Source organism: Actinomadura sp. NPDC000929 (genome assembly GCF_040492065.1).
GTDB classification, from domain to species: domain Bacteria; phylum Actinomycetota; class Actinomycetes; order Streptosporangiales; family Streptosporangiaceae; genus Spirillospora; species Spirillospora verrucosospora.
The window spans coordinates 1-18299 of sequence record NZ_JBEUPA010000027.1; the positions used below are offsets into that span (position 1 = coordinate 1).

Sequence of the window (18299 nt, forward strand, 5' to 3'; positions counted from 1 at the left end):
GTCCTGGCGCATTGTGCGGGTCCTTTCGCTGGTGCGGCGGGTGTACGCCGCGGCCTATGGAGGGCCGGGGGAGTCACCGGGTGTGAAGACGCCGGCGCTCACGGCGATCCTGGCGGCGCTCACGGCGATCCTGGCGGCGAACGCGGTCCCGGCGTCGGCGCACACCGCGCTGACGTCGGCGAGTCCCGAGAAGGACGCGACGGTCGCGGCCCCGTCCCAGATCGTCCTGACGTACGGCGACCCGGTACGGCTGCCGCGCGTGGTCGTGACCGACGGGTCGGGCAGGCAGTACCAGACCGGGCCCGCGCGGGCGGTCGACAACAAGGTCACCCAGGCCGTCGGCGGCACGCCGCCCGACGGGAAGTACACCGTGGGCTGGCGCGTCGTCGCCTCGGACGGCCATCCGGTCGAGGGCGCCTACACGTTCACCGTGCGGGGCTCCTCCGGGGCCGCCCAGCCCGCCCCCTCGCCGACCCGGACGACCGTCATCTCCACGAACGATTCGGGGGGCTCGTCGGGCTGGCTCTGGATCGGTCTGGCCGCCCTGGTCCTCGCGGCGGCGGCGGGCGCCGTCGCCTGGTTCCGCCGCTCCCCCCGCCAGGATTGATCGTTGAGCTTCCGGTCGGATGATTACAGGATTACAGTGATAATCCGACCGGAAGCAGCCTGGGGGCACCATGATCGTCGAGTACATCCGCTACAGCATCGACCCGCAGGACGCGGAGGACTTCGAGGCCGCCTATGCGCGGGCCTCCGTCCCCCTCGCCGCAGCCCCCGAGTGCGTGGACTACGAGCTGTCCAGGTGCGTCGACGAGCCGTCGTCCTACATCCTGCGCATCGGCTGGACGTCGGCCGACGGCCACATGCGAGGCTTCCGGGGCGGCGAGCACTTCCCCGCGTTCTTCGCCGAGATCAAGCCGTACGTCCAGCAAATCGAGGAGATGCGGCACTACGAGCGGACGGCGGTGCGCGGCGCCGGCTCGTCCGTCCCGACCATGTACGACTGGGCGGGCGGGAGCGCGGCGCTGGAGCGGCTCACCGAGCACTTCTACACGAACGTCCTCAAGGACGACCTGCTGCGCCCGCTCTTCGAGCACATGGCGCCCGACCACCCGAAGTGGGTCGCGGCGTGGCTCGGCGAGGTCTTCCGCGGGCCGGAGCGCTACAGCCGCGAGCGCGGCGGCTACGCCGCCATGGTGCGCCATCACCTCGGCAAGTCCATCACCGAGGCGCAGCGGCGCCGCTGGGTCTCGCTCCTCATGGACGCGGCGGACGAGGTCGGCCTCCCGGACGACCCGGAGTTCCGCGCCGCGTTCGCGTCCTACATCGAGTGGGGCACGCGCATCGCCCTCGCCAACTCCCAGCCGGACGCGAAGCCGCCCCTCGAAGCCCCCATGCCGCACTGGGGCTGGGGCGTCGCACCGCCCTACGTCCCCGCCGACTAGCATCCAGGGCGCCGAATCCCCCGTACGGCCTGGAGAGGTGCTGCACCATGGCGGACCGCGACGACGCCGCGCTCGACGATCCCGTGCGCGAGTCGCTCCGCGGTCACCACGCGCACCTCGCCCGCCGGCTCGGCCGGACCGCCACCTACCAGCCGGAGGTCTCGACCTTCTCCACGGTGTCCGCCGACCCGGACGCCGCGGAATGGGCCGACCTCGCCCGGCTTCTCGGGCACGGCGAACTCGCCGACATGTTCAGCAGCCCCGCGACCCCGCCGCCGGACTGGGAGCCGGTCTTCGTCCTGGAAGGCCTCCAGATGGTCTGGTCCGGAGGCGGGGAGACCGGCCCCGGCGCGGAGGACCCCGGCATCGTCGAACTCGACGCGGACAGCGTGCCCGAGATGCTCGACCTCGTCGCGCGGACCCGGCCCGGACCGTTCTGGCCGCGCACCCGCGAACTCGGCTCCTATCTCGGCGTCCGCGACAACGGCGTGCTGGTGGCCATGGCGGGCGAACGGCTCCGGCCCCGGGGATGGACGGAGATCAGCACCGTCTGCACCGCCCCCGAGGCGCGCGGGCGCGGCCACGCCGCCCGCCTGATACGCGCGCTCGCGACGCGCGTCATGGCCCGGAACGACCACCCGTTCCTGCACGTGGCCGAGGCGAACACCCGGGCGATCGCCCTGTACGAACGACTCGGCTTCGAGACACGGAGGCACGTGACCTTCCGCGGCTTCCGGGTCCCCTGACCGCCGCGGGTAGTACGCTTTGCGGCGTTCCTGCGACAGGGGAGGTTGATGAATATGGCCCGCGTGGCGCTTCTTCAGCATGCCCTTGTCCGGGCCGCCCGCGACTGAGCGCGGCCCGGTCGTCCAGAACGACCAGGAGCCACACGTGTCCTCTTCCGACCTGACCGCTTCAGGCCTGCCCGACTCCGACCCGGCCCGGCCGGGCCCGGCCGGCGCGGATCTCACCACCGGCCGTCTCGTCCTGCGGCCGTGGACGTCCGGCGAGATCGCCGCCGTCCTGTCCGGCGACAGGCTCGCCCACTGGGCGGACGACTTCCCCGCCGAAGGCGACCGGGCCATCGCCGGCTTCGTCGCCGGGAACCCGTCCGCGCTGGGCGAGCACGGCCAGCGCCTGATCATCGAACGCTCCACCGGCCTGGTGGTCGGCGCCGTCGGCCTGTTCTGGCCGCCCGCGGACGGGGCCGTCGAGTTCGGTTACGGCGTCGTCCCGTCCCGGCGGGGCCGCGGGTACGCCACCGAGGCCGCCCGCGCCATCACGGCGTTCGCCCTGACCGCGCCCGGCGTGGACAGGGTCGTCGCGACCGTGGAGCCGTCCAACCCGGCGTCGGTCCGCGTCCTGGAGAAGGCGGGCCTCCGCCTTGCCGGCACCGGCGAGACCCTCGCCACCTACAGCACCGCCTGACGGCGGACCGCGCGTGCCGCCCCTCCCTCGCGGGACGGGCGGCACGTCCGCGCCCGGGGCGGTCAGCCGAACTGGCCGGGCTCGTAGGAACCGGCGGGCTGCCGGGTGATGACGTTCAACCGGTTCCAGGTGTTGATGAGGGCGATGAGCGACACCAGGGTGGCGAGCTCCTCCTCGTCGTAATGCTTGGCCGCGTTCTCCCAGACCTCGTCGGAGACGCCGGCGCCGTCCGCGAGGCGGGTGCCCTGCTCGGCCAGCTCCAGGGCGGCGCGCTCTGCGTCGGTGAAGACGGTGGCCTCACGCCAGGCCGCGACCAGGTTGAGGCGCACCGAGGACTCGCCCTCGTGGACGAGGTCCTTGCTGTGCATGTCGACGCAGAACCCGCAGCCGTTGATCTGACTGGCGCGCAGCTCCACCAGGTGCAGCGTCGTGGAGGGCACCGTCGAGCCCGAGACGACCTTGGCCGCGGACAGCAGGTGCTTCATGAACTTTCCGCCGGAGGCGGTGCCGTAGTAGTCGAAACGGGGGTTCATAGTGATCTCCTTGCCGTGTGGAGGGTGACGTCAGGTTGACGGGGCGGTCCCCCGGGTTGTGACGGCCTCCCGGGAGTGACTCCGCTCACCTTGGCGGTCCGGGCCGGAATCGGGCGCGCGGCTGGGAACATGGGGGCCATGACGAGGGCGATCGAGGAGCCGCGGAACGCGCGCAGCCGGCGTTCCCGGACGGCGCTGCTGCGGGCGGCGCGCGAGCTCGTCGAGGACCACGGGATGGCGGCCACGACGATGGCGGCCGTCGCCGAGCGCGCCGGTGTCTCGCGGCGGGCCGTCTACCTGCACTTCGCGTCGCGCGCCGACCTGATCAGCGAGCTGTTCGACCACGTCAACGAGGTCGAGGACCTGCGGGGGCGGTTCGCCGCCGTCGGCGAGGCGCCCGACGCGGTGACCGCGCTGGAGATGTTCGCGCGCCGGCACGCCGAGTTCATGGCGCGCGTCCTCGCCGTGGCGCGGGCGGTGGAGCGCGAGGCGGGCAGCGACCCGGACGCGGCCCGGCACTGGGAGGCCGCCATGCGCCGGCGGTACGACAGGAACCGCGCGCTGATCCTGCGGCTCGACGAGGAGGGCGTGCTCGCCCCCGGCTGGACGGTGGACACCGCCACCGACATGCTCCTCGCGCTGATCGCCAACGGGGTGGTCGGGACGCTGCTCGACGACCGCGGCTGGAGCCCCGGCCAAATCGGCGACCACATGGCGCTGTTGCTGCGCTCAACCTTCGTAACGGGCGGGTAAGACCACCCCACTACCCCCGTTCGGGGGTGGCGTGGGTCACCCGGATGGCCAACCATCCTTCTGACCGGGGTGTCCGTGCGGCTACGAGGGAGAAGACCATGCCCGCAGTCGAGTTCCGCGCGGCGCGCGACTTCCTGCTCGCGCATCGCGACGACTACGCGACGGCGTACGAGAAGTTCCGCTGGCCGGTGCTGACCGGTTTCAACTGGGCGCTGGACTGGTTCGACAAGATCGCCGAAGGGAACGACTCGCCCGCGCTGTGGATCGTCGAGGAGGACGGCGCCGAGGCCCGGTACTCCTTCTCGCAGATGGCGCGGCGGTCGAACCAAGTCGCGAACATGCTGCGGCGGGCGGGGGTGCGGCGCGGCGACCGGATCATCCTGATGCTCGGCAACCAGGTGGAGCTGTGGGAGACCGTGCTCGCGGCGATGAAGCTCGGCGCGATCATGATCCCGTGCACGCCGCTGCTCGGCACGGCCGACCTCCAGGACCGGCTGACGCGCGGGAAGGCCCGGCACGTGGTGACCGCCTCGTCCGAGACCGGGAAGTTCGACGGCGTCGAGGGCGAGTACACGCGGATCGCCGTGGGCGAGCCGGTGGAGGGCTGGCTGCGGTACGCCGACGCCTACGAGGAGGGCGAGTCCTTCACCCCCTACGGGCTGACGATGTCGCGGGACACGCTGCTGCTGTACTTCACGTCGGGGACGACGGCGAAGCCGAAGCTGGTCGAGCACACCCACGCGTCCTACCCGGCCGGGCACCTGTCGACGATGTACTGGATCGGGCTGCGGCCGGGGGACGTCCACCTGAACATCTCCTCGCCGGGGTGGGCGAAGCACGCGTGGAGCAACATCTTCGCGCCGTGGAACGCCGAGGCGTGCGTGTTCATCTTCAACTACACCCGGTTCGACCCCGACCGGCTCCTCGACACCCTCGAACGCTGCGGCGTGACGAGCTTCTGCGCGCCGCCGACCGTGTGGCGGATGCTGATCCAGTCCGACCTCGGACGGCTCGGCCGGCCGCCGCGCGAGGTCGTCGCGGCCGGGGAGCCGCTGAACCCCGAGGTCATCGAGCGGGTGAAGCAGGCGTGGGGCCGGACGATCCGGGACGGCTTCGGGCAGACCGAGACGACCGTCCAGATCGCCAACACGCCCGGCCAGCCGGTCAAGCCCGGCTCGATGGGGCGCCCCGTGCCCGGCTACGAGGTGGTGCTGATCGACCCGCTGACCGGGGAGCCGGGCGACGAGGGCGAGATCTGCCTCGACCTGGAGGACCGCCCGCTCGGGCTGATGACCGGCTACCACGGCGACGAGGAGCGCACCGAGGAGGCGATGGCCGGCGGCTACTACCACACCGGCGACATCGGCTCCCGCGACGAGGACGGGTACATCACCTACGTCGGGCGCGCCGACGACGTGTTCAAGGCGTCCGACTACAAGATCTCGCCGTTCGAGCTGGAGAGCGTGCTGATCGAGCACGAGGCGGTGGCGGAGGCCGCGGTCGTGCCGTCGCCCGACCCGGTGCGGCTGGCCGTCCCGAAGGCCTACGTCACGCTCGCGAGCGGCTGGGCGCCGGACGCCGGGACCGCCAAGGCGATCTTCGCGCACTGCCGGGAGCAGCTGTCGCCCTACAAGCGGATCCGGCTGCTGGAGTTCGCCGAGCTGCCGAAGACGATCTCCGGGAAGATCCGCCGGGTCGAGCTGCGGGCCAGCGAGATCGACAAGCATCCCGGCCGGGACGACCGGCCGGCGGGCGAGTTCAGGGAGGAGGACCTGCGATGAGCCTCTCCTACGCGTCGGGCGTCTCGGCCACGCCGCTGCTCGGCGACACGATCGGCGCGAACCTGGACAGGACGGTCGCGGCGCACGCGGAGCGCGACGCGCTCGTCGAGCGGGCGTCCGGCCGCCGATGGACCTACGAGCAGTTCTCCGACGACGTGGAGGCGGTCGCGCTCGGCCTCCGCGACCTCGGCGTCGTCAAGGGCGACCGGGTCGGCATCTGGGCGCCGAACTGCGCCGAGTGGATGCTCGTCCAGTACGCGACGGCCAAGCTCGGCGCCATCCTCGTCAACATCAACCCCGCCTACCGGGTGCACGAGCTGGAGTTCGTCCTCAACCAGGCCGGCGTCCGGACGCTGATCGCGGTGCCGGTGTTCAGGACGTCCGACTACGCGGCGATGATCGAGCAGGTCAGGCCCGGGTGCGCGGCCCTGCGCGACGTCGTGCTCATCGGCACGCCCGGGTGGGACGCGCTGATGGAGGCCGGCCGCACCGGCGAACCGGGCGTCCTCGACGAGATCGGGCGGATGCTCACCGCCGACGACCCGATCAACATCCAGTACACGTCCGGGACGACGGGGTTCCCCAAGGGCGCGACGCTGTCGCACCACAACATCCTGAACAACGGCTACTTCGTCGGCGAGCTGTGCGGCTACGACGAGGAGGACCGCGTCTGCGTGCCGGTGCCCTTCTACCACTGCTTCGGCATGGTCATGGGGAACCTGGCGGCGACGAGCCACGGCGCGTGCGTCGTGATCCCCGCGCCGGCGTTCGACCCGAAGGCGACGCTGGAGGCGGTCGCGGCGGAGCGCTGCACGTCGCTGTACGGGGTGCCGACGATGTTCATCGCCGTCCTGAACGAGCCGTCGCTCGCCGGGCTCGACCTGTCCGGCCTGCGCACCGGGATCATGGCCGGGTCGCCGTGCCCGGTCGAGGTGATGAAGCAGGTCATCGAGCGGCTCGGGATGAGCGAGGTCGCGATCTGCTACGGCATGACCGAGACGTCGCCGGTGTCCACGCAGACCCGCGCGGGCGACTCGCTGGAGCGCCGCGTGTCCACGGTCGGCACCGTCCTGCCGCACCTGGAGATCAAGGTGGTCGACCCGGAGACGGGCGTGACCGTCCCGCGCGGCGTCCCCGGCGAGTTCTGCACGCGCGGCTACTCGGTGATGCTCGGCTACTGGGACGAGCCGGACAAGACGGCCGAGGCCGTCGACACGGCCCGCTGGATGCACACCGGCGACCTCGCGGTGATGGACGAGGAGGGCTACGTCACCATCACCGGCCGGATCAAGGACATGGTGATCCGGGGCGGGGAGAACATCTACCCGCGCGAGATCGAGGAGTTCCTCTACACCCACCCCGACATCGTCGACGCGCAGGTCATCGGCGTCCCGGACGAGAAGTACGGCGAGGAGCTGATGGCCTGGGTGCGGCTGCGCGAGGGCGTGCCGGGCCTGACCGCCGGGGAGCTGCGCGCGTTCTGCGAGGGCAGGCTCGCCCACTACAAGATCCCCCGCTACGTGCACGTGGTGGAGGAGTTCCCGATGACGGTCACCGGCAAGATCCGCAAGGTGCAGATGCGCGCGGAAGCCGTGGACATCCTCGGCCTTGAGGACACCGCCTCCCGGCACGCCTAGGCGCCTCGGCTCGCCGCACGACAAGGTTCGCCCGTTCCGCCACTTTCGTCGCGGGGGTCGCGCAGGGCATTCTCAAGGCATGGGCGATGACGTGGGGGCCGTCCGGTCGGCGGTGCTGACGCTGCAGCGCACGACCGGCCTGCCCATGGTGTTCGGGGGCGCACTCGGCGGCCAGGACCGGCTGGTGATCACCGAGCTGGTCGGCAACAGGACCGAGTCGCTGAACGGCCTCGTCGTGCGGCAGGGCAACGGGCTCGGCGGCAAGGCGATGGCCATGGGACGTCCCGCGTGGGTCAGCAACTACCCGTGCTCGGCGGCGATCAGCCACGACTACGACCGGCCCGTCGGGCGCGAGGGGCTGCTGTCGATCGTCGCGGTCCCGATCGTCGTGCGGCGGCGCGTCCGCGGCGTCCTCTACGGCGCGCTGAGGGAGCCGCTGTCGCTGGCCGACCGCGTCGTGGGCGCGGCCGTGGAGGCGGCCCGCGACCTCGAACAGGACCTCGCCGTCCAGGACCGCGCGGACGAGGCGCTGGCGCGCACGCCGCCCGGCACGTCGGCGGCGCGCTGGGAGGAGGTCCGGGCCGTGCACGCGGAGCTGCGCGCCCTGGCCGAGCAGGTCCGCGACCTGCCCACCCGCGACCGCCTGCGGGAGGCGTCGCTGCGCCTGGCGGCGGCCGGGCTGGACGAGCCGGCCGGCCCGGCGCGCCCCGTCCTGTCCCCCCGCGAGCTGGACGTCCTGTCGTACGTCGCGATCGGCTGCACCAACGCCGAGGCCGCCGAGCGCCTGGGGCTGCTGCCGGAGACGGTGAAGAGCTACCTGCGGTCGGCGATGCGCAAGCTCGACAGTCACACCCGGCTGGAGGCCGTGACCGCCGCCCGCCGCGCCGGGCTGCTCCCCTGATCCTCGCGCCTCGCCGCCCGGCGCCCCGCGAACGAGGCGGCGGCCGCGGCGAGCGCCGTCCCGCCGAAGCCGAGCATCACGGCGGTGAACGCCGGGCCGTGGCCGCCGGGGAAGCCGAGGTACAGGGTCCCGAAGACGGCGACGCCCGCGACGCCCGCGAGCTGGAAGTTCATGTTGGCCAGGCCGCTCAGGTCGGCCGCGTACCGGTCCGGGACGTGCGCCGTCAGCCGCCCGAGCTGCGGCGCGAACCCGAGGCCGAGGCCGAGCCCACCGAACCCGAGAAGAACGGCCAGCGCCGCCCCGTCCGGGCGGGTCAGCCCCGCCACCGCGTACGCCGACGCGAGCAGCAGGTACCCGGCGACTGGCGCGCGGGCGGCCACGCGGGCGGGGAGGCGCGGCACGAGCGCCCCGGCTATCCCGAACGCGGCGACCCAGGGCACGAGCGCCAGGCCGGAGAACAGGGCGCTGCGGCCCAGACCGTCCTGCAGGTACAGGGCGAGGACGAACATCATCGCGTAGAAGGTGCCGGTGGCCATGCCGAGGGCGCCGAGCGTCCACGCCACCACCGGGCGGCCGAGCACGCCGAGGGCGAGCAGCGGGGACGCGGCGCGCCGCTGCCGCCTGACGAACAGGGCGGCCACCGGCACGCAGGCCGCGAGCGACGCCCACGTCCACGGGGGCCAGCCCGCCTCGCGCCCGAACAGCAGCGGGACGACCGCCAGCAGGGCCGCCGCGGACAGCAGGGCGGCCCCGGCCAGGTCGAGGCGCGCACCGCGTCCGCCCGCGTCCGCCGGCAGCAGCCGCGCGCCGACCGCGAGCAGCACGACCCCGGCCGGCACGTTGACCAGGAAGACCGGGCGCCAGCCGAGCCCGCCCACGTCGGCCGAGACCAGCACGCCGCCGAGCACCTGGCCCGCGACCGCGCCGCCGGACAGCGCCACCGCGAGCAGCCCCTGCGCCCGCGCCCGCGCCGGGCCGGTGAAGTGGAGCTGGATGCCCGAGAGGACCTGCGGGACCATCAGCGCCCCGGCCGCCCCCTGCGCCAGGCGCGCGGCGACCAGCACGCCGGTGGAGGGGGCCAGCCCGCACGCGAGCGAGGCCGCCGTGAACGCGCCGAGCCCGAGCAGGAACATCCGCCGGTGGCCGCGCGCCTGCCCGAGCCGCGCGCCGGTCACCAGCAGGACGGCGTAGGCGAGCGTGTAGCCGGAGACGACCAGGCCGAGGGCGCCGCCGGAGGGCCGCAGATCCGCCCTGATGGACGGACCCGCGACGTTCACGACCGCGGTGTCGACGTTAACCATGAACTGCCCGGCGAGCAGAACCGCGAGCATGAGCGCGGGCCACCGGGGACCGGTCTGGGAAGTCTCGCCCGTCGTGGGCGGGGATGTCGAGGACGGGGGTGTCGAGGACGGGGGTGTCGAGGGCATGCGAGCACAACCCCGGCCGCCGCCACCGGGTTGCGGTGCGGCGGGCCGGCGGGGCCTTCACGGGGGTCCGGTGAACACCGCGGGGCCGCGCGGTCTTCGTCGGATCGGGCCCGGCGACGGGGTCAGCGGCGTGGGCGTCGTCCAGTACAGATCGGCCCCCGCGGCGCACTGCCTGGTAAAACGGTCACCGCACGCCGGCTGCGCCGGGCCGTGATCGCTCGGCCGTCCCGCCTCGTTTCCGGGCGGGGACGTCCGGCCCCCGATTCGCACTGACGACCGTAACACCTCCGCCGACACGATCGTCGCCGCCCGCCGCCGGGCCGCCGTCAGTGGCCCGACCTGCGGCGCAGCGCTCACGCCCGAAATCGGACCACTCAGGTGAGTCGATTGTGATCCCATAGCGGCCTCCTACCCGCCCAAAACCCCGATAGCGTGGGACTTGTGGAGGTTGAGGACTCAGGTTGGACATCCCGCCGCAAAGCACTCTGGCTGATGGGGGCGGCCGCGGGTCTCGCCGCGCTCGGCGCGGACGGCGCGGGTCCTCCGCACGGGTCGGGGGAGCCCGGATGGGCCGTGCCCGCCCCCCGCGCGAGACCGGTCATCCATCCGACCCCGACGCCCACCCCGACGCCGACGCCGACCCCCCGGCCCGCGCCGTGGACGCCCGCGAAGCTCACCGCGCTGGAGACCCCCGTCCGCGAGCTGTCGCAGCTGTCGCCCCCGCCGCCCGCCCAGTCGATCGCCCTCACCATCGACGACGGCCCGAGCCCCCTGTGGACGCCCCGCGTGCTCGACCTGCTGGCCGAGCACCGGATCCACGCGACGTTCTTCGTCATCGGCGAGCAGGTGAAGGAGTTCGCCAAGCTCACCCGCCGCATCGCCGACGCCGGCCACCAGATCTGCAACCACACCGAGACGCACCCGATCTACATCGCGAACATGTCGAAGAAGCGGGTCCGCAAGGAGATCGTCGAGGCGCACGACCGGATCGCCGACGTGACCGGCGTCGTGCCCCAGTTCTTCCGCTCCCCCGGCGGCGCGTGGACGAAGACGATCCTGGAGACGGTGGCCGAGCACGACATGCTGCCGATCGACTGGGCCGTCGACCCGCGCGACTGGGCCCGTCCCGGAGTGGGCCACATCCGCCGCACCCTCATGAAGGGCAAGGCCGGCAACATCATGCTGTGCCATGACGGGGGCGGCGACCGCTCCCAGACCCTCAAGGCCCTGGAGACCGTCATCCCGAAGATGAAGAAGCGCGGCCTGACCTTCGTGGCGCTCTGACCTTCGGTCTCCGGGTGTACTCAGGTACACCCCACGCTCGGGGTGCGGGCACACTGTGCTGCGAGGGCGCCGCCAGAAGACTGGACTCCAGACGGCAAGCGACCTGCGGAGGATCCGGTGAACGGTGGACTGGTGGAAGAGACACGGCTGCAACGGCATGTGAGGGCGCCCTGGCGGGGGCTGGCCCTCTGGCTGCTCGGCATCCCCGCGACGCTCGCCGGCCTGTGGTTCATCACGGTGGTCTCGATGATCACGAGTTTCGTCGGGGTGCTGCTCTTCCCGTCCTCGACGATGCTGCTCCGCGAGCGGCTCGACGCCTACCGGGTCCGCATCAACCGGTGGACCGAGGTCCGGATCGCGCGGCCGTACCTGCCCGAGCCGGAGCGCGAGCCCGGAGTCCACGGCATGTTCAAGCGGTTCGTCGCGCTGGTCGGCGACCCGGCCACCTGGCGCGACTACCTGTGGACCCTCACCGACCCGATCGTCTCGGTGTTCACCGCGGCGCTGCCCGGCCTGCTGATCCTGTACGGGGTGTGGGGGTACGTGCTCGCCGCCTTCGCCGGCGAGATGATCGGGCACTACGGCGGCAGCGACTGGTACGCCTACGTCCACGTCACCGAGGGGTACGGCCGCGACACCGGCCGGGTCCTGTCCACGGTGGCCGTCGCCACCGCGTGCATCGCCCTCGGCTACGCCATCGGCCCGAAGATGCTGACCGCCTACGGGCACTGGGGCCGCGCCATCCTCGGCCCGACGCGCAAGTCGGAGCTGGCGCTGCGCGTCCAGCACCTCACCGAGACCCGGTCGGAGGCCGTGGACGCCTCCGCCGCCGAGTTGCGCCGCATCGAGCGCGACCTGCACGACGGCGCGCAGGCCCGGCTCGTGGCGATGGGGATGAGCCTCGGCGCGATCGAGCACCTGCTCGACCGGGACCCGGAGAAGGCCCGCATCCTGCTCGCCGAGACCCGCGCGTCCTCGGCCAAGGCGCTGCACGAGCTGCGCGACCTCGTCCGCGGCATCCACCCGCCGGTGCTCGCCGACCGCGGCGTCGCCGACGCGGTCCGGGCCCTCGCGCTCGACCACCCGCTGGACGTCGAGGTGTCCGCCGACCTGCCGGCGCGGCCCGAGCCGCCGGTCGAGTCCGCCGCCTACTTCGCGGTGTCGGAGATCCTCACCAACGCGGCCAAGCACTCCGGCGCCTCCCGCGTCTGGATCGACATGCGGCACGAGAACGGCATGCTGCGGATCACCGTCACCGACGACGGCCGCGGCGGCGCCACCCTGGAGGGCGGCTCCGGGCTGCGCGGGATCGAGCGGCGGATCGGTACATTCGACGGCGTCCTCGCCCTCAGCTCGCCCGTGGGCGGCCCGACGATCGTGACCATGGAGCTGCCGTGCGCGTTGTCCTCGCCGAAGATCTCGCCCTCCTGAGGGAGGGCCTCGTCAGCCTCCTGGAGTCGCACGACTTCGAGATCGCGGCGGCCGTCGACAACGGCCCGTCCCTGCTGAAGGCACTGGTCGACCACCGCCCGGACGTGGCGGTGGTCGACGTGCGCCTGCCCCCGTCCTTCACCGACGAGGGCCTCCAGGCGGCGCTGGAGGCGCGGCGGCAGATCCCGGGGCTGCCCGTCCTCGTGCTCTCGCAGTACGTCGAGCAGCTCTACGCCCGCGAACTGCTCGCCGACGGCACCGGCGCGATCGGCTACCTGCTCAAGGACCGGGTGTTCGACGCGGCGCAGTTCGTCGACGCGGTCCGCCGGGTCGCCGCGGGCGGCACCGCCATGGACCCCGAGGTCATCTCCCGGCTCGTGGCCCGGGGGACCCGCGACACCCCGCTCGGCCGTCTCACCCCGCGCGAGACCGAGGTCCTGGAGCTGATGGCGCAGGGACGCTCCAACGCGGCGATCGCGGAGCGGCTCGTCGTCACCGAGCGCGCGGTGACCAAGCACACCGCGAACATCTTCGCCAAGCTCGACCTGCCCGTGACCGGCGACGACAACCGCCGCGTGCTCGCCGTCCTGGCCTACCTCAACCGCTGAGCCGCCCGCCGCCGGGCGCGGCGGTGGCGTAGTCTGCCCCGCGAGCAGGCCCGGGGAGGGCGCGATGACCGTGATTCTCGTTCTGCTGTGCCTGGCGATCGCCGGGCGGGAGCTGTGGCTGGCGTTCGAGCGCGGGCGGACGCCGGGCGCGCCCGAGATCGCCGACATCCGCACGCAGCTGCGCGACGCCGACGCTCGGATCAGGTCGCTGGTCGCCCAGATCAACGACCGGCTGGTGCCGGACGTGAGCGGCCGGCTGAAAGAGCAGCGGGAGGCCGCCGAGGAGCAGCGCGCGGCCGTGGAGCGGCTGGCCGCCGAGATGGCCGAGCTGCGCGGGCACCTCGCCCGGCGCCTCGACCAGGCCGCCGCCGCGTCCCTCGGCGCCGACCCCGCCGACCTGGTCACCGGGTCCCTCACCGTCGCGCCGGCCGAGGCGCGCCCGGCGTCGTCCGGTCCCTTCGAGCGGTTCGCCGAGCACCACGGGCTGCGCGTCGAGCTGACCGACGGGGACCGCTACTACCTGTCCGGACGCAGCCCGCGCGGCCTGGAACGCGACTTCATCGATCTCGTGGCGGCGCTGCGCGAGCACCGCGTGGACTCCGCCGACCCGACGCGGGCCCTGCTGGGCGCGCTGCGCGACGCCGACCGGGGCGGGGCGCGGATCGGGCCGCTCCTCATGGCCCGGACACCGGAGTCGCTGGTGTGCGGGGTTCTGCCGCTCGCCGAGCTGCGCCGCCCCGACGCCGCCGGCCTGCTCGACGACCCGGACGCCGCCGCCCGGCGCCTCCACCGCCTCCCCGAAGGCCGGTTCTGCGACGTGTCCGCCTGGCCCGCGCTCAACGCCTGACCGCCGCCGCGCGGCCGCTACCGCAGGGGAGCCTTCCAGGGGAACTCGGGTGCCCGGCGTTCGAGGAACGCGGCGATGCCCTCCTCGACCTCCCCGCTCGCGGCGACCTCGGCGAGCCACCGCCGCGCCTTCTCCTCGACCGGGCCCGCAGCGACGATGGCGTCCACGATGTCCTTGGTCGCCCGCTGGGTGAGCAGGGACCGGGACGCGAGCGTCTCGGTGAACGCGGTGACGCGGTCGTGCAGGCCCCCCGCGGGGACCACCTCGTCCAGCAGCCCGATGCGCAGCGCGTGCGCCGCGCCGACCAGGTCGGCGGAGAAGAGCAGGTACTTCGCCGCCGACGGCCCCACCAGCCCGACCAGCCGCGCCGTCGCGGCGGCCGGGTAGACGATGCCGAGCCGGGCCGGCGTGATCCCGAAGCGCGCGTCGTCCGCCGCGAACCGCAGGTCGCAGGCGGCCGCGAGCTGGCAGCCGCCGCCGACGCAGTACCCCTCGATCGCGGCGAGCGTCGGCTTGCCGAACGCGGCCAGCGCCCGCTCGGCGACCGTCGACAGGTGCGAGTCGTCGTCGCGGTGGATGTCGTCCAGCTCGGAGATGTCGGCGCCCGCGCAGAAGTTCCCGCCCGCCCCCGTCAGCACCACGACCCGGACGTCCGGGTCGGCGGCGAGACCGTCCAGGATGCCGGGCAGCGCCCGCCACATGTCCGCCGACATGGCGTTCCGCTTGGCCGGCCGGTCGATCGTGATCGTCCCGACGCCTCCGGCCGCCTCGAACCGCAGCCCCTCGCCCATCGTCCTCCCTCGCCCCGCGCAGCGCGGCTCATCGTATTCGCCCAGGACCCGGCGCCCGCCGCGGGAGGGCCGTCGGGCCGTCGGAACCTGGAGGCCCGTCCGGTAGTCATAACCATCGTCAGCATGAGCACCGGGGCCGCGACGGGGGGACGCCGCGGCGCCGGACGGACGCAGGGGGACCTCCGCGTGAAAGCCGCCACCGAAATCGGGGAATGCGAAAACGCCCTCGATTGCTGTACTGTCGAGGCAACGTCCTTGGATTCACACGACTCACGTCGAGGACGTCTCTTCCCCGCCCGGGCCATCTGAGCGCCCGGTGAGTTTCGGCCCGGCGCGCACACGGCGTGCGGGGCCACCGCACAAGGGAGCCGACGTCAGCCCGGTGGACCGAGCTGCATCCTTCGCATTCCTCTCGCGTACGCGCCGCGGGTTCCGCCGCCGTACGCGGACTTCGACTCCGGGCGGCGCCGCCCGCCGCGCGCCCGCCTGAGAAGGGACTTGTATGTCCGCCCCCACACTCGAATCAGAACCCGCGGCAGGCCGCAAGGCCCCCGCACGCGGCGCGCACGCCGTGTCCGCGCAGAGCGCCCGCAAGGACGGCCGGCAGCCGCGGCGCCCGGCCGACGACGGCCCGACCGTCCCCTTCCACGGCCTGCTGTCCCTCCAGGACAAGCACGCGTTCGTCCGCACGTCCGGCTACCTCGCCGGCCCGGAGGACGTGCACGTCTCCCTCGCCCAGGTCAGGGCCCACCACCTGCGTCCCGGCGACGTGGTCGCCGGTTTCGCCAAGGCGCCCAAGCAGGGCCGGGGCGACTCCCCCACCCTCGTCCGCGTCGAGACGGTGAACGGCCTCCCGGTCGCGGAGGCGGCGAACCGGCCCGAGTTCGGCGCCCTCACCCCGCTGTTCCCCGAGGAGCGGCTGCGCCTCGACACCGGCCCCCTCGCGACCCGCGTCATCGACCTGGTCGCGCCGATCGGCAAGGGGCAGCGCGGGCTCATCGTGTCGCCGCCGAAGGTCGGCAAGACGATGGTGCTGCAGTCCGTCGCGAACGCCATCGCGGAGAACAACCCCGAGGTCCACCTCATGGTCGTGCTCATCGACGAGCGGCCCGAGGAGGTCACCGACCTGCAGCGGACCGTGCGCGGCGAGGTGATCCACTCGACCTTCGACCGTCCCGCGCGCGACCACACCGCGCTCGCCGAGCTCGCCGTGGAGCGGGCCAAGCGCCTCGTCGAGCAGGGCCACGACGTCGTGATGCTGCTCGACTCGATCACCCGGCTCGGCCGCGCCTACAACCTCGCGGCGCCCTCCAGCAGCCGCATCCTCGCCGGCGGCGTCGCGACGACCGCGATCTACCCGCCGAAGAAGTTCTTCGGCGCCGCCCGCAACATCGAGAACGGCGGCTCGCTCACCATCCTCGCCACCGCCCTGGTGGAGACGGGGTCCCGCATGGACGACGTCTTCTTCGAGGAGTACAAGGGCACCGGCAACATGGAGCTGAAGCTCGACCGGGGCCTCGCCGACCGCCGCGTGTTCCCCGCCGTCGACATCGAGGCGTCCGGGACGCGCCGCGACGAGCTGCTCATGTCCCCCGAGGAGCTCGCCCTCTCCTGGCGCCTGCGCCGCGCCCTCCAGGGCCTGGACAAGCAGTCGGCCATCGAGCAGCTCCTGGAGAAGATGAAGGGCACCTCCTCCAACGCCGAGTTCCTCCTGCGCCTCCAGCACACGACCTGACCGGCCCCGCGATCCGGCCGGGGCTCAGCCGCCGCTCTCCGGCCTGAACGAACTGAGGATCCTGTCGTAGAGGCGCTGGCCCGGCGTCCACTCCGGGTCGGGCGCGTGGAAGCAGAACTCGTACCCGGCCGCGCGACCGCACAGCACGTGCCGGACGGCGTCGTGCACACCGTCCCGCCAGGTGAACTCCCATTCGGCGGCGCCGTCGATGACCTCGGGCACCGGTTCCAGCCGCAGCCGCTGGTAGCCGGGATAGCGGTGCCCCGCCACGGCGCCGCGCTCCTCGGAGCGCAGCCCGGTCAGCGGGTCGCCGGGCGCCGGGGCGATGCGCAGCCCCCGTCCCGTGCCGACGTCCTTCCAGGTCATCACGCTGCCGCGCCGCTCCGCCTGCCAGCCCGCGGGCACCCGCACCGAGTAGGCGCCCGCCTCGTGATACTTCGCCGTCTTCACCGACACGCCCGCCGCCGGGCGCAGCGCGACCGCGTCGCCCTTGCCGATCGACGTCCACCGGGCCGTCCAGGTCCCCGCCCCGGCCGCGAGCGCCGCGAGCAGCGCCACGCTGACGACCGTCCCGGGCCGCGGCCGCCGCGACGGCAGCGCCGGGACCCGCCACCCCGCCTCCCGCGAACCGCACGGCGGCTTGCCGGACGGGTCGCCCGGCGGCCTCCCGCCGCGCAGCGTCCACGGGACCCGCGGCCCGCGCGGGACCGGCGCCCTCGGCGCGTCCCGCGACACCCAGGCGCCGCTGAGCGCCCACGGCACCCGGCGCCCCAGAACGGTGCGGTGCGCGGAGAAACGGCGGGGATGCGGCACCGGCGCGCGGGTGAAACCGGGTTCCGGAACCGTTCCGATGACCCTTTGCAGCATTTCCGCGGTGGCCTCGGCCGTCAATCTGTCCTCCGGCCGCTGCCGCAGCAGCCCTTCGATGACCGAACCCAGCGGACCGGCCCGGACGGGGCGCGCATAGTCGCCCAGGAGAACCGCCACCATCGACGCGAGCGCATGGCAGCGCAGGAAAGGCGAAAAGCCCTCGACCGCCGTGTAGAGCGTCGCGCCGAGCGACCACAGGTCGGACGCCTCCACGCTCGGCAGGCCGTTCACCCGCTCCGGCGGGAGGTACGCGGGAGAGCCCTCGATCCCGGCGAGCAGGGTGTCGGCCGGCTGCGGGCCCTTGCCGGTGTGGACGGCGAGGCCGAAGTCGCTGAGCAGGACCCTTCCGTCGTCGCACAGCAGGACGTTGCTGGGCTTGACGTCGCGGTGCAGGATGCCCGCCGAGTGCGACGCGCGGAGCACCGACAGGACGGCCGCGCCGATCTCCGCCGTCCGGCGCACGCCGAGCGGGCCGTCCTCCGTGACCAGCCTGTGCAGGGAGCACGACTCCAGGAACTCCATGACGATCCAGGGGCGGCCGTCCTCGATGATGAGGTCGTGCACGGCGACCACGCCGGGATGGCGCAGGGCGGCGGTCGCGCGGGCCTCGGAGAACAGGCGCCTGCACATCACCCTGCGCTCGCTCTCGGTGATGCGCGGGGGGAGGTGGACCTCCTTGACCGCGACGTCCCGGTCGAGCATCTCGTCGTACGCCCGCCAGACGGTGCCCATGCCGCCTCTGCCGACGACAGAGAGCAGGCGATACCGGCGCGCGAGCGGTATCAGCCGATCCCCACTCATGGGGCGGTTATTCGCCGGAACGCGCCC

Annotated in this window: 16 protein-coding genes and 1 pseudogene; 13 read left to right on the forward strand and 4 right to left on the reverse strand. The window is 73.4% G+C overall.

The genetic code is table 11. The features are described from left to right. The 4 genes from ABWI04_RS12935 to ABWI04_RS12950 form a co-directional block, all read left to right on the forward strand. A partial coding sequence (locus ABWI04_RS12935) for a copper resistance CopC family protein (protein WP_353832529.1) occupies positions 1-607 on the forward strand: 607 nt, incomplete at its 5' end. A gap of 70 nt (positions 608-677) precedes the next feature. Further along, entirely contained in the window at positions 678-1445 is a 768-nt protein-coding gene (locus tag ABWI04_RS12940) for a group II truncated hemoglobin (protein ID WP_353832530.1), read from the forward strand. Between the two features lie 47 nt (positions 1446-1492). Further along, complete coding sequence (locus ABWI04_RS12945) at positions 1493-2191, forward strand: GNAT family N-acetyltransferase (RefSeq protein WP_353832531.1); 699 nt, start codon at positions 1493-1495, stop codon at positions 2189-2191. 145 nt (positions 2192-2336) lie between these two features. Continuing rightward, a complete protein-coding gene (locus ABWI04_RS12950) occupies positions 2337-2873 on the forward strand; it encodes a GNAT family N-acetyltransferase (protein WP_353832532.1) in 537 nt (178 codons plus the stop codon). A 62-nt stretch (positions 2874-2935) separates the two neighbouring features. Here the strand turns inward: ABWI04_RS12950 and ABWI04_RS12955 are convergent, their stop codons facing one another. Continuing rightward, positions 2936-3406, reverse strand: coding sequence for a carboxymuconolactone decarboxylase family protein (locus ABWI04_RS12955; protein ID WP_345180354.1), 471 nt, complete (start codon positions 3404-3406; stop codon positions 2936-2938). Positions 3407-3544: 138 nt separating this feature from the next. Between ABWI04_RS12955 and ABWI04_RS12960 the strand changes: the two genes are divergently transcribed. The 4 genes from ABWI04_RS12960 to ABWI04_RS12975 all read left to right on the forward strand — a co-directional run bounded on the left by ABWI04_RS12960 (position 3545) and on the right by ABWI04_RS12975 (position 8478). Continuing rightward, the gene (locus ABWI04_RS12960; protein WP_353832533.1) at positions 3545-4159 is read left to right on the forward strand and encodes a TetR/AcrR family transcriptional regulator; all 615 of its coding nucleotides are present in this window, start codon (positions 3545-3547) and stop codon (positions 4157-4159) included. Positions 4160-4257: 98 nt separating this feature from the next. Continuing rightward, positions 4258-5940, forward strand: a complete 1683-nt coding sequence (locus ABWI04_RS12965) for an AMP-binding protein (protein WP_353832534.1) — start codon at positions 4258-4260, stop codon at positions 5938-5940. After that, positions 5937-7577: an AMP-binding protein gene (locus ABWI04_RS12970; protein ID WP_345180361.1), complete on the forward strand. Its 1641-nt coding sequence runs from the start codon at positions 5937-5939 to the stop codon at positions 7575-7577. The genes ABWI04_RS12965 and ABWI04_RS12970 overlap by 4 nt, the downstream gene beginning before the upstream one ends. 79 nt (positions 7578-7656) lie before the next feature. After that, a complete protein-coding gene (locus ABWI04_RS12975; protein ID WP_353832535.1) occupies positions 7657-8478 on the forward strand; it encodes a helix-turn-helix transcriptional regulator in 822 nt (273 codons plus the stop codon). On the opposite strand, the gene ABWI04_RS12980 is transcribed toward ABWI04_RS12975, so the two are convergent. Next, entirely contained in the window at positions 8424-9809 is a 1386-nt protein-coding gene (locus tag ABWI04_RS12980) for an MFS transporter (protein WP_353832536.1), read from the reverse strand. The two genes, ABWI04_RS12975 and ABWI04_RS12980, sit on opposite strands and share 55 nt — an antisense overlap. Positions 9810-10346: 537 nt before the next feature. Here ABWI04_RS12980 and ABWI04_RS12985 point away from each other — a divergent pair. The 4 genes from ABWI04_RS12985 to ABWI04_RS13000 all read left to right on the forward strand — a co-directional run bounded on the left by ABWI04_RS12985 (position 10347) and on the right by ABWI04_RS13000 (position 14075). Next, positions 10347-11189 carry a polysaccharide deacetylase family protein gene (locus tag ABWI04_RS12985; protein ID WP_353832537.1) on the forward strand — a complete coding sequence of 281 codons (843 nt, stop codon included), beginning with the start codon at positions 10347-10349 and terminating at the stop codon, positions 11187-11189. 132 nt (positions 11190-11321) lie between these two features. Then, positions 11322-12620, forward strand: coding sequence for a sensor histidine kinase (locus ABWI04_RS12990; protein WP_353832538.1), 1299 nt, complete (start codon positions 11322-11324; stop codon positions 12618-12620). After that, the gene (locus ABWI04_RS12995; RefSeq protein WP_353832539.1) at positions 12584-13228 is read left to right on the forward strand and encodes a response regulator; all 645 of its coding nucleotides are present in this window, start codon (positions 12584-12586) and stop codon (positions 13226-13228) included. The genes ABWI04_RS12990 and ABWI04_RS12995 overlap by 37 nt, the downstream gene beginning before the upstream one ends. A gap of 64 nt (positions 13229-13292) precedes the next feature. Then, complete coding sequence (locus tag ABWI04_RS13000; RefSeq protein ID WP_353832540.1) at positions 13293-14075, forward strand: hypothetical protein; 783 nt, start codon at positions 13293-13295, stop codon at positions 14073-14075. 17 nt (positions 14076-14092) lie between these two features. Here the strand turns inward: ABWI04_RS13000 and ABWI04_RS13005 are convergent, their stop codons facing one another. Further along, complete coding sequence (locus ABWI04_RS13005; RefSeq protein WP_353832541.1) at positions 14093-14866, reverse strand: enoyl-CoA hydratase/isomerase family protein; 774 nt, start codon at positions 14864-14866, stop codon at positions 14093-14095. Between the two features lie 667 nt (positions 14867-15533). On the opposite strand from ABWI04_RS13005, the pseudogene rho reads away from it, so the two are divergent. After that, positions 15534-16601: pseudogene (rho, locus tag ABWI04_RS13010) on the forward strand (transcription termination factor Rho); the annotation flags it as partial. A 24-nt stretch (positions 16602-16625) separates the two neighbouring features. Here rho and ABWI04_RS13015 read toward each other — a convergent pair. Then, positions 16626-18272 carry a serine/threonine-protein kinase gene (locus ABWI04_RS13015; RefSeq protein ID WP_353832542.1) on the reverse strand — a complete coding sequence of 549 codons (1647 nt, stop codon included), beginning with the start codon at positions 18270-18272 and terminating at the stop codon, positions 16626-16628. Between the last annotated feature and the right edge of the window lie 27 nt (positions 18273-18299).